This window comes from Streptococcus sp. FSL K6-1323 (assembly GCF_038630745.1).
In the GTDB taxonomy this organism is placed as follows: Bacteria; Bacillota; Bacilli; order Lactobacillales; family Streptococcaceae; genus Streptococcus; species Streptococcus salivarius_D.
Map to the genome: position 1 here is coordinate 163,386 of NZ_CP152039.1, position 12,189 is coordinate 175,574.

Genomic DNA, 12,189 nt, shown 5'->3' on the forward strand with positions numbered 1-12,189 from the left:
TTTCTTTATACTGGCTGCTATTTTTTCTGAAAATTGTGATACAATAGAAATAGTTTGAATATTGTGTCAAAGGAGAGCCAATGATTACTGCAAATGATATCGTAAAGGCTAATGAAGTCTTGAAAAACGTGGTGGAACGCACACCACTAGATTTTGATCGCTACTTATCTGAAAAATACGGGGCGACTATTTATATTAAAAAAGAAAATATGCAAAAGGTACGCTCTTTTAAATTGCGTGGAGCCTACTATGCTATCCATCAATTGAGTGATGAGGACAAGGCGCGTGGTGTGGTTTGTGCATCAGCCGGAAACCATGCTCAGGGGGTTGCCTACACTTGTAACGAGATGAAGATTCCGGCAACCATCTTTATGCCAGTAACAACACCTCTCCAAAAAATTGGTCAAGTCCGTTTCTTTGGTGGCAAGTTTGTAACAATCAAATTGGTGGGAGATACCTTTGATGCTTCTGCTCAAGCAGCGCAGGAATATACCAAGTCTGAAGGGATGACTTTCATTGATCCATTCGACGATTATAATGTCCAAGCGGGGCAAGGAACTGTTGCTTATGAAATTTATGAGCAGGCTCAAGAGGAAGGTGTTTCCTTTGATAGTATCTTAGTTCCAGTCGGAGGCGGTGGCCTTATCTCTGGTGTAGCTACCTATATCAAGGATGTGGCACCATCTATGGAGGTTATTGGTGTTGAGGCTAGTGGTGCTCGTAGTATGCGTGCTGCCTTTGACCGTGGTTATCCTGTAAAACTTGAAGAAATTGATAAGTTTGCGGACGGGATTGCTGTTCAAAAGGTAGGCGTCAAGACCTATGAAGTAGCACGTAAATATGTTGACCGCCTCTTAGGAGTTGATGAAGGATTGATTTCAGAAACCCTAATTGATATGTACTCTAAGGTTGGTACCATTGCAGAACCCGCAGGTGCGGCATCAGTAGCGGCTTTGGAAGTGATTAAAGATGAGATTAAAGGAAAAACCATCGTCTGCATCATTTCAGGTGGTAACAATGACATCAACCGTATGCCAGAGATGGAAGAACGTGCGCTTATCTACGATGGTATCAAGCATTACTTTGTGGTTAACTTCCCACAACGTCCTGGTGCCCTTCGTGAATTTGTAAATGATATCTTGGGACCAAATGATGATATCACTCGTTTTGAGTACATCAAACGAGCTAATAAAGGAAAAGGCCCAGTTCTCATTGGTATAGCTCTTAGCGATAAGAACGACTATGATGGACTTCTCGAGCGTCTTTCTGCCTTTGACCCAAGTTATATTAACCTTCACGGTAACGAAACACTATACAATATGCTTGTCTGAGGATAGGTTCATATAATGAAAAAAGAATCGACGAAAGTCGGTTCTTTTCTACTTTAACTTAGCTATGAAGTGGCGCTAAGGCTTTATCTTCAAACTAAAACCCCAGTATTTCTACTGAGGTTTTCTTTATTCGATAATTAAGAGTCCATCTTTGATGGCGAATGGATTGTCTTTATTGATGCGGTCGTAGAACATGATACCGTTAGTATGGTCGATTTCATGTTGAACAACGATTGAGTTGTAACCACGGAGTTTAACACGTTGCTTTTCGCCTTCTTTGTTGAAGTATTCAACAGTTACACGAGCATGACGAACCACGTAACCAGGAACGTCGCGGTCAACTGAGAGGCATCCTTCGCCATCGCCCAAAGCAGCATCTTGAACAGAATGGGCAACTACTTTAGGGTTGTACATGATTTCTTGAAGGCTATATGCTTCTTTTGGTGGATTACCTTCAGCGTCTTCAGGGTTTGGAACGAGAACAGCGATAATGCGTTTTGAAATATCTAATTGAGGGGCTGCAAGACCGACTCCCCCACGAAGCCCCATTTTTTCGGCAATAACAGGATCTTGTGAGTTACGAAGAAACTGCATCATTTTTTCGCCTAGGATAATGTCTTCGTCTGATAGTGGGAAGGTTACATCTTCAGCGACAGCACGCAAGGTTGGATTTCCTTCGCGAATGATATCATTCATATCAATCATATGGCTGGCGCGGATAATTTTGGTTTGAGCGTCCATTTGTTTACCTCTATTTTCTTTGATTTACTTGTTTATAACTATAGCACAAAAGGGTTGAAAATTAAACCATCAAGGATTAAAGTGAGGCTTTTTCTAATCGATAAAAGCCAGTTTTTCCAAGGTTTGTCTCTCTAAAATACGATAGGTTTTAAAAGCCTCTTTTTCGATAATTCCCTGGTCGATAAATTGTTTGATGACTCGCTGTACATGACGATAGCTAGTTCCAAAACGGGAAGCTAAAATAGATGGCGATAATTGAAAGATATTCTCTTCTTCACTATTCAAAATATGGGTGGCCAGACGCTCTTTGACAGAGTAGCTCGCATTCGTTGAAGCAGTGATACCTTGCTTATGCAGTGCCATAGCCAGGTTACGTCCAATTTGGTAGAGAAAAACAGGGTCTTTGAGGAGTTCTTCTTTATTATTTAATGGGAGCTGAACTGCTTGAATATCTTCTAAAGCAATGACTGATGATCCTGCTGGTTGGTTGGTCATAAGTTCTACATCTCCCAATATTTGAGGTTGATTGAGCGTTTCTAGGATATGTTCTTTACCATTGAAGAGAGAACGAACAATTTTTACCTTTCCTGATAAAATGTAGGTCAGCTCAGTGATAGCTTGCCCTTGGGTACAAATATAATCGTTCTTTTGAAAGGTGACTTTCTGTAATTGGTTGAGGTAGGGGGGGGGAAAGACCTGGTCAAGTTGAGGTCTTATGGTATGATTACGCATACATCTCCTTTTTTAGGACCTAGGTCCTATTTTTTAAAGTCTCCTTAGATTATAATGAAAAAATAACTATTAGACAAGTAAGGAAAGGATGTTCTTATCCCTATATTATGACACGAATTTTAGAAAAAATGAGCCTGCTTGGGCTATCCTTGCTCTTGATTTCGGCCTTTTCGATTTCAACAGCGTTACCACCTATGTTGGACTACTATAGCCCAACCTTTTCTGCCGCGCAAGTGGAGCTTTTAGTATCTGTCCCTTCATTTTCCGTAGTCGCGATGCTCTTACTTAATTCATTTATTGACAAATGGCTAAGTGATAGACAGCTAATTGTGACTGGGCTGCTCTTACTTAGTAGTGCTGGGATTTTTCCTTTTTTTGTACAAGCCTATCCTCTTGTCTTACTGTCACGTATTGCTTTTGGAATGGGGATTGGTCTTATCAATGCTAAGGCGATTGCCATCATCAGTCAACGTTATCAAGGTAAAGAGCGAGTTCAGATGTTAGGTATTCGTGGCTCCATGGAGTTGATTGGTGGAGCTTCTTGTTCTCTTTTAGTTGGACAATTACTGAAAATTCATTGGACCTTTGCCTTTCTTATCTATGGTTTTGGTTTTGTGATTTTGATTATGTACCTCCTTTTTGTGCCATCGATGGAGCAGGTGGAGAAGAAGCAGATTACAAAAAGAAAACAAGTTCTGAACAAAAAAGACCTTGGTATGATTCTTGGCATGGCTCTTTTAGCAGGTTTTGTCATCTGTATCAATTCTTCGATTAGTTTGCGCGTGCCTCTGTTTCAAGTTGCTGGTAAGACTATTGAGAGTGGTCAATCAGCCTTAGTACTGAGTTTAGAGCAGGGAATTGGAATTGTAGCTGGACTGAGTTTCGCCTCGCTTATAGGACATTTTAAAAATCGTCTTTTGCTTATAGTGATGTTCTTGTTAGCGGTTTGTCTCTTTGGGATGTCAGTGGCTAGTAACTTACCGATTTTGATTTTATCTTCAGTTGGTGTTGGTTTCTTTTATAGTATTATTTTGACAATTATCTTTAACCGACTTTCTGAGTCTATTGCTAGAAGTCTGTTGAACAAGGCGACAGCCTATGTCCTCTTAGGCTGTAACCTAGGGTCAGCCATTTCCCCTTATGTTTTGAAATTGTTAGCACTCATATCTCCAAGTTTTAGTTGGATTTTTCTAGCTTATGCTATCGTAAGTTTCCTACTTTTCCTTGGATTCTTTCTGAATGCAAAAATGGCCAAAAAAGTCTAAGCTTCAAAAACTTAATCAGTGAAATCTTGCGATTGACAAAGATTAGTAGATGAGCTAAAATAGAGAGGTCGTAAAGACAAACCAACTCTTTCTTGGTTTTAGGAGAGCCAATCCTAAGACTCGGATGGAGCAAAAAAAGGAGAAAAAACATGGCAATCTCAAAAGAGAAAAAAAATGAAATCATTGCTCAATACGCACGTCACGAAGGTGACACTGGTTCAGTAGAGGTTCAAGTTGCTGTCCTTACTTGGGAAATCAACCACCTTAACGAACACATTAAACAACACAAAAAAGACCACGCTACTTACCGTGGTTTGATGAAAAAAATCGGTCACCGTCGTAACTTGTTGGCATACCTTCGCCGCACAGACGTTAACCGTTACCGTGAGTTGATCAGCTCACTCGGACTTCGTCGTTAATTCAAGATACAAGTGTCTAGGCCTTGTTCAATTGAATACACGAAAATGGAACTGCTCTATGATGGGGCAGTTTTTTTATTCGCTAGGATTTTAGCCTGAGTTCAAAACAGCTCTCTAGATGTAGAGGGCTGTTTTTCTGCATTCCTCTAAAAATTTCTTACGATGATTAATCTATAGAACAAAAAAAAACTCCAAAATTAATTCTGGAAGTTTTTTAACTTAAAATCTTTTTGATAACTGTTTGAAATTGAGGGAGTTGATGGATAGCAGTTCCGACAAGGATACCTAACATATTTAAGGTGATATCTCCCAAATCAAAGACTCCCAAATGTCCGAAGTACTGAATGGATTCGACGGAGAAAAGGGTAAGGAGACAAAGTAGGAGATTACTCAATCGTGAAGAAAAGAGGAGTCCCAGAGGAATGAACATTAACAGGTTCATGATGGGAACGAAGTGGCTACCCCAGTATAATTCCCGAGCAAAGGAAAGGGGGTTAAGTGAGAGACCTTGGGTACCAATGTTTTTCAAGAAAAGTAGGTAGAAGAGAGCAAGAAAGTAAATGAAGTAGAGTAGGAGTAGTGTCTGTTTTTTCAGCTTTCTAGTAAGAAGTAGTTTCAAAAAAGCGTAGACAAAGTAACTCAGTAGGACAATAATGACTAGGTTGAGTAAGACTTGAAAGTAGGAGCCATAATGGGCGATGTAATGAACGTACTGTTCGAGATGCCCCCTATAAAACCAATAAGACAAGGCCAGTGAGAGCATTCCTAGTAAGATGTTACTCAATGTTTTTAATGTTTTTGCCACTTTGCTCCTCCATTTGCATATGATGAGTACACATTATATCAAAAAAACGTTTAAAGAAAGTTAAGAAACTGTAACGAAGTTTTGATAGAATGAAAGGATAAGGCAGAATCAAAGACTAAAAAAGGACTTTGAAACAGCAACTCTACTTTTGACTAACAATTTAATGATTTTTGTAAACAGGCTATGAAAGCTTATAAAATAATTAAATTTTAAAAATTAGGAGTCAGCATCTTGTTTCAGGATTATTAAAATGTTATTATATAGTAGTGAATTTTTAACATAAAAAGGAGTTCGTCTTATGAATAAAAAGGTTTTGGCGACAGCCGGAATTGCAGCACTTGCAGTTTCTGCTACAGTTGCTAAAGCTGATGAGGTAACGACAAACGATCAAGCCTCAACAACAGCATCAGTATCATCGACAGCTACACAAGCTGTCCCAACTCAAGCCCAAGTCGAAGCGGCTAGAGAAGAAGCCAGCTCTGCAAATCAAGCAGTATCGCAACAAGAGTCAGTAGTTGCTAATCATGAAGCAGCTGCAAACCAGGCTCAAGCAAACCTAGCGACAGCAGATGCTAACTTGCAAAAGGCACAAACAGCAGCCGATGAAGCAAGTCCAGAAACTATTGCTGCCGCTCAAGGTCAAGTAACTACTGCTGAAAATGCAGCTAAGGAAGCTAAGTCAGCAGTCGAAACAGCTCAATCAGCAGAAAAAACTGCTAAAGATGCAGCAGACAAACAGCAAGCCGTCGTTAATACAGATCAAGCTAATGTCAATGCTAAAGCTACTGAAGTAGCTAATGCTCAAAAATCAGTAGATGCCGCTAAAGCAGCCCTTAATGGTTCTAGCGCTTCTGAGGCAGCTTCAAACCAAGCTAAAGCACAATCAGCTTTTGATGCTGCAACAGCAGCTGAGAAAAAAGCTCAAGAAGAATTGGCAGCGGCTCAGGCAGCTGATAAAGAAAAAGCTACTGCTATTGCCGCTAAAGAAGGGCAATTGACTGCAGATCAAAATGCAGCAAACCAAGCTAAAGCAGCTTATGAGACTGCTCAAACAGTAGCTAATGAAAAGGCAGCAGCTCTTGCAGCCGCTGAAGCAGCTAAGAAAAAAGCAGAATCTTCAACAACTTCAACAGCTAATGTTCGTCAAAAATTCTCAGTGTCACAAGAGTATGTCAATGCTCTTAAGATTCATGAGTCTAAAACAGTGACAGCAGCAGAAAAAGCTCAAGCTGAACAAGTCTTGAAGAACGTTAATAAACGTGATCGTGGTAACAATAGTTATCAAGATAATGAAGCGGATAAAAATGTTAAAATTAGTGATTTGAATAACCTTAGTGAAGCTCAAATTACAGATTTGTCATTGTATGCTTCAAGTTTGATTAACCAAATTCGTACAGCCTTTGGTACAACTCAAACATCTGTTTCAAAAGGTAGTGTTCTTGCGGCCGACCGTGTTTCAGACGGTTATGTAGCAGATAACTGGGGTTGGGAAGCTATTACCCATAAACGACATGATAGTGCCGCCCTTGACCGTGCTGGTAAGTCATTTAATAGTGTAAGTATTGGTGAAAACCTTAATACATGGCAAGGTTTGACAGGACCATTTACCCTTAACGACATTAAGAAATATGTCTATGAAGCTATGCTTGACTTCATGTTTAACGGTAATGAGTGGAACCATGCTCGTTCTATCTCTGGACTTACAGCAGATGGTGGTGAGTCTTACATTGGAACAGACATCAGTGTTGTTGCCGGTGCCTTTAACGTTCACGTAAACAATGTCAATAAAAATTCTATCGCTTCTGATAGTAGCTTTGACACAACTAAGATTGCTAACCCATATGTAGGTAACCAATCTCAATCATCTTCAAATGCAAATCTTGCTGCTGCAAAAGCAGCTTATGAAGCTGCTAAGCAAGCTAACGATCAAGCTCAAAGTGACTTGGCTAGCAAGAAAGCTGCTTCTGAATCAGCAACTCTTAAGCTTAAGAATACTCAGTCAGAACTTGCAGCTCTTAAAGCGACTGCAAGCAAGTTGGCAGCTGCTCAGAATAACCTTTCTGAAAAACAAGCAGCCCTTGCAACTGCTAAATCAGAATTGGAAAAAGCTAACGCTGCAGTTGAAAACCTTAATGCTAACGCACAGGAAAAAGCAGTAGCCCTTAGCAAAGCTCAAGCAACTCTTGATGAAAAACAAGCAGAGCTTCAAACAGCTAAAGATAAACTTGCGACAAGTTCTGCAACCTTGCAACGTTTGACAAATGCCTACAACGCTGCTAAGCAAGATACTGCTAAGAAACAAGTAGCATTGACACAAGCTAACCAAGCTTTGACTGCTGCTAAGAACCGTCTAGCAGCCCTTACAAATGCTTCAGGTAACCTAGCTAAGGCTAAAGCAGAACGTGCAACAGCCTTTGCTAAACTTACTGCAGCCAAAGGTGCTCTTTCAACTGAACGTGCGAAACTTGTTGAATTGTCAGCTAAGCGTGATAAATTAACGAGCGAATACACGACTGTTCAAACAGCCTTCGATAACTACATGAAAGCTAAGGCAGACAAAGAGCGTCAAACACAATTGGCTAAAGAGTTCGCTAACATTACATCCAAAGGTCTTACACCAGTACCTGTTTACGATGTAGATGGTAAAGTTATTGCTTTTACAACACAAGAACAAGCAGCTCAAACTGTAGCTCAAGTTCCTGTAAATTATGGTCAAACAAAAGCTGAGAAACAAGCTCCTGTACAAGCAGCAGACAGCTTGCCAGAAACAGGTGAGTCAACTGCAGCAGGATTCAGTCTTGTAGGTCTCTTCATGACACTATTGGCCTTCCTTGGTTTCGTTGACAGACGTACACGTCGTAACTAATCATTATAGACAAAAAAACGGCAACTGCCGTTTCAGAATGAAGACAAACATCGTTTTTGATGTTTGTCTTTTTTATATTCTTACCTAATTCTCCTATAATCCAATAATATTGAGATATTGGGGTAAAATTATAGGTCTTTCCTGTCATCATTTTTACCAATTTTTTGATATTTAGACACGCTAAAGTAAGCCCAACCTTATCTTCCATTTTGGACTTTCCTTTTTCTCTGGTATAACGTAAGTTATGATATTCTTTAGCTGTTCCGAATAACCGTTCTATCGTTTCTTTACGGTGTTGATACCGTTCTTTCATACCACTTTGATGGCGAATATCTTCACAGACTTCTAGGGCATCTTTCCAAATATGACGCACAACAACTTTTTGGTTCTGGCGACTTTCTGTACAAATAGCTAACAAGGGACAGGTCTTACAAATTTTAGGATTACTTTTATACTCTCGATAACCTTCACGTGTGGTTGTACGATAAGTTAACACCTTGTTCTCTGGACAAAGATAACAATCAAAATGCTCGTCATAGACAAAGTCTTTTGGACGTAAAAAATCTTTCTTACCTCTTGGTCTAGTGTAAGGGAAAACTGGTGTAATCCCTTTTTCTAGAAGAAACTTGGCAATACTAGGTGTTTTATAGCCTGAATCCGCAATAATGAATTCAGGAGAGAATGGTTCTAGTTTGACAAAAAGAGCAGAGAAAGCCTGACTATCATGGATGTTTCCTGCTTCAACCGTATAAGCTAAGGCCCAACCGTGTTTATCACAAGCTACTTGAGCATTGTAAGCGAAGACTTCCTTATGTTCCCCCTTATGAAACCAACCACTGTCTGGGTCTGTCGTTGATTGTTTCTTAGGTTTAGCCTCGCTTTTTTTGGCGGGCTTTAAGAGCTTTTTTGCGTGTTTTCTCCTATCTAAATTAATCTCAATCTCCAGTTGTTCACTCATGAATTTAGCTTTTTGATCAATAACAACAGTTTTGTACTTATGATTATTAGCAGCTGCCTTGATATGGGTCCCATCAATGAAGATTTCTGAGGGATCAATGAGCCCCGCTTCCAAAACATGATGAAGCACATGACTAAAAATGTGTGCTAACACTTCCTTGTTTTGAAAGCGTCGGCTATAGTTCTTACCGTAAGTTGTAAAATGAGGCACCTTATCGTTCAGAGATAAGCCAAGAAACCAACGGTAAGCCGTATTCACCTCAATATCTTTAATGGTTTGGCGCATAGAACGAATGCCATAAAAACATTGAATCAACGGAATTTTAACTAATAAAACGGGGTCTAGACTAGGGCGACCATTATCCGAGGAATAACTATCTTCGACAAGATCATAAATAAAAGAGAAATCAATCGTTTCCTCGACTTTTCTTAGAAAATGGTCTTTAGGCACAAGTTCATCAAGCGTATAGAATCCTACTTGACGTCGATTGTATTCGGGATTTTCTTTGTGAAACATAGGAACACCTCATCAAATACCTTTTTCTTTTATTATACTCCTTCAAAGCAAGAAAAGTCCCCAGAAGTATAACTTCTGAGGACTTTGTCTTCAATCTGAAACGGCAACTGCCGTTTTTTTATATGTCTGAGAATCTAAAAAAGTTAAGGTCGATACCTTAACTTTTTTGTTTTTAACCCAAGAAACGTTTGAGGAATTCCTTGGTACGTTCTTCTTTAGGGTTTTCAAAGATTTGTTCTGGGCTACCTTGTTCAGCGATTACCCCTTTATCCATGAAGATGACACGGTCTGAAACATCACGTGCGAACTCCATTTCATGGGTAACGATAATCATGGTCAAACCAGTTTCGGATAGCTCCTGCATAGTCTTGAGTACTTCCCCTACCATTTCTGGGTCAAGGGCTGAAGTTGGTTCGTCAAAGAGGATGGCTTCTGGATCAACAGAGAGGGCACGAGCGATTGCTACACGTTGTTTTTGTCCCCCTGAAAGTTGTTTTGGTTTAGCCTTCCAGTATTGTTCCCCCATACCAACTTTCTCCAAGTTAGCTTTGGCGATGCTTTCAGCTTCTTTACGGTCACGTTTGAGAACGGTTGTTTGAGCTACGATAGCATTTTCCAAGACATTAAGGTTTTCAAAGAGGTTGAAGGATTGGAAAACCATACCGAGTCTTTCACGATAGGTAGTGAGGTCGTAACCTTTTTCAAGGACGTTGTCCCCATGATAGAGGATTTCACCACCTGAAGGTGACTCGAGTAAGTTAATAGAGCGAAGGAAGGTTGATTTCCCTGAACCTGAAGAACCAATAATTGAGATAACCTCACCCTTTTTGACGCTGAGGGAGATATCTTTGAGGACTTCATTTTTTCCGTATGATTTTTTGAGGTTTTTAATTTCTAAAATCGTCTCAGTCATTAGTGAACCCCTCCTTGTGTGTAAGTATCTTGATCCAAACGGCGTTCTACATAACGCAAGATGCGTGTCACTGTGAAGGTAAGAACAAAGTAGATTGCTGCGATAACAAAGAATGTTTGGAAGTATTGATAAGTTTGGCTTGCGACAGTGTTACCTGCGAAGTAAAGTTCCACAACAGAGATAACGTTCAAAACAGAGGTATCCTTGATATTGATAACGAACTCATTACCAGTAGCTGGCAAGATGTTACGGATAACCTGTGGAAGAACAATCTTACGCATGGTTTGACCGTGGGTAAATCCAAGAGCAGTTGCAGCTTCAAATTGTCCTTTATCTACGGCGAAGATACCACCACGAACGATTTCACTCATGTAGGCTCCGGTGTTGATAGAAACGATGAAGACAGCTGCTAGGGTACGATCAATATTGATACCAAAGGCCTGGGCAGTACCGTAGTAGATAACCATAGATTGTACAATCATTGGCGTACCACGGAAAACTTCGATATAGACATTAAGAACCCAACCGAAGAGTTTTTGGAGCAAGGCTACAAATTTATTAGCAGCCTTAGGAGCTGTGCGGTAAACACCAATCATAAGACCGATGAAAGTACCCACAACTGTACCGATAATTGAGATAAGAAGGGTAATTCCTGTACCACGTAAGAATTGTGGCCAGTTCTTAGCGATGATATTGCTCATCTGACTAAAGAAGTTTCCTTTTTTAGCCTCATCAGTCTTATCTGCAGGTTGGATGTCAATGATGTGATCCATCAGTTTAACACGTTCCTCTTGGCTGATTCCAGCAAGGACCTTATTGACTTGTTCCATTTGCTGGCTGTTTCCTTTGCGAAGACCGACGGCCAAGGAGACGTCATCGTCTGAAACCTGGAAACCACCATCTTTAAGCGTAATCATCTTATATTTTGAGCTAGCTTCTTCGGCAGTTTTTGCTTCAGGACGCTCTGAAACATAACCATCGATGATACCTGATGCAAGGGCTTGGCGCATAGCCCCAAAGTCTCCCATAGCCGTTTGTTTGCTGACACCTGGGATTTGGTCAATCAAATTATAGAGATAAACCCCTTGTTGAGCTGTGATTTTAGCATCCTTGAAGTCTTTGAGACTCTTAGCGTTGGCATAATCACCGTCTGAGCTGACAACCATGACAGGTTCGCTTCGGTAGTAGCTGTCTGAAAAGTCGATTTCTTGACGACGTTCAGCTGTTGGGCTCATACCTGCGATGATCATATCGATTTTGCCGGAAGTGAGGGCAGGAATCAAACCTGTCCAAGCTGTTTTGACTACCAAGGGTTTCTTGCCTTGAGCTTCAGCGATTTTTTTAGCGATTTGCACGTCATAACCGTTGGCATACTGTTTGGTACCTTCGATTGGAACGGCTCCGTTTGAGTTATCGTCCTGCGTCCAGTTGAAAGGTGCATAGGCAGCCTCCATACCGACACGGAGATACTCGTCTGCTTGAGCGCTTGATACCCCACCAAAAACGAGGAGGAGCGCTGCAAAGCAGGCTACAATAATTTTTTTCATTGAAACAATGTCTCCTATAAAAATGTCATACCTTACTATTTTACAGGAAATTAGGATTAATGACAATAAGTTGGGATTAGAAAAACAATCTCTATA

Annotated in this window: 10 protein-coding genes; 4 read left to right on the forward strand and 6 right to left on the reverse strand. The window is 40.4% G+C overall.

Features of this window, described 5'->3' with window-relative positions; all coding sequences use genetic code 11:
* Positions 1-80: 80 nt before the first annotated feature.
* Entirely contained in the window at positions 81-1,331 is a 1,251-nt protein-coding gene (gene ilvA, locus NST80_RS00940; RefSeq protein ID WP_002883616.1) for a threonine ammonia-lyase IlvA, read from the forward strand.
* Between the two features lie 126 nt (positions 1,332-1,457).
* On the opposite strand, the gene def is transcribed toward ilvA, so the two are convergent.
* Both def and NST80_RS00950 read right to left on the reverse strand, forming a co-directional pair.
* Complete coding sequence (gene def, locus NST80_RS00945; RefSeq protein WP_002883663.1) at positions 1,458-2,072, reverse strand: peptide deformylase; 615 nt, start codon at positions 2,070-2,072, stop codon at positions 1,458-1,460.
* A gap of 93 nt (positions 2,073-2,165) precedes the next feature.
* A complete protein-coding gene (locus NST80_RS00950; RefSeq protein WP_183138081.1) occupies positions 2,166-2,804 on the reverse strand; it encodes a cyclic nucleotide-binding domain-containing protein in 639 nt (212 codons plus the stop codon).
* A gap of 107 nt (positions 2,805-2,911) precedes the next feature.
* On the opposite strand from NST80_RS00950, the gene NST80_RS00955 reads away from it, so the two are divergent.
* Together NST80_RS00955 and rpsO are read left to right on the forward strand one after the other, a co-directional pair.
* Positions 2,912-4,069, forward strand: a complete 1,158-nt coding sequence (locus NST80_RS00955) for an MFS transporter (RefSeq protein ID WP_110980925.1) — start codon at positions 2,912-2,914, stop codon at positions 4,067-4,069.
* A 149-nt stretch (positions 4,070-4,218) separates the two neighbouring features.
* Positions 4,219-4,488: a 30S ribosomal protein S15 gene (gene rpsO / locus NST80_RS00960; protein ID WP_002883618.1), complete on the forward strand. Its 270-nt coding sequence runs from the start codon at positions 4,219-4,221 to the stop codon at positions 4,486-4,488.
* 214 nt (positions 4,489-4,702) lie between these two features.
* Here rpsO and NST80_RS00965 read toward each other — a convergent pair whose 3' ends face one another.
* Complete coding sequence (locus NST80_RS00965) at positions 4,703-5,293, reverse strand: VanZ family protein (RefSeq protein ID WP_002886429.1); 591 nt, start codon at positions 5,291-5,293, stop codon at positions 4,703-4,705.
* A gap of 298 nt (positions 5,294-5,591) precedes the next feature.
* On the opposite strand from NST80_RS00965, the gene NST80_RS00970 reads away from it, so the two are divergent.
* A complete protein-coding gene (locus NST80_RS00970) occupies positions 5,592-8,159 on the forward strand; it encodes an SEC10/PgrA surface exclusion domain-containing protein (protein WP_002886430.1) in 2,568 nt (855 codons plus the stop codon).
* On the opposite strand, the gene NST80_RS00975 is transcribed toward NST80_RS00970, so the two are convergent.
* From NST80_RS00975 to NST80_RS00985, 3 genes are all read right to left on the reverse strand, one after another.
* Complete coding sequence (locus tag NST80_RS00975) at positions 8,104-9,633, reverse strand: IS1182-like element ISSth2 family transposase (RefSeq protein WP_342504615.1); 1,530 nt, start codon at positions 9,631-9,633, stop codon at positions 8,104-8,106. The genes NST80_RS00970 and NST80_RS00975 overlap by 56 nt on opposite strands.
* Before the next feature lie 172 nt (positions 9,634-9,805).
* On the reverse strand, positions 9,806-10,546 hold the full coding sequence (locus NST80_RS00980; protein ID WP_002886432.1) for an amino acid ABC transporter ATP-binding protein: 741 nt from the start codon (positions 10,544-10,546) through the stop codon (positions 9,806-9,808).
* Positions 10,546-12,093 (reverse strand): ABC transporter substrate-binding protein/permease, encoded by a 1,548-nt coding sequence (locus NST80_RS00985; RefSeq protein WP_013989972.1) that lies wholly within the window; start codon positions 12,091-12,093, stop codon positions 10,546-10,548. The genes NST80_RS00980 and NST80_RS00985 overlap by 1 nt, the downstream gene beginning before the upstream one ends.
* Positions 12,094-12,189 lie beyond the last annotated feature (96 nt).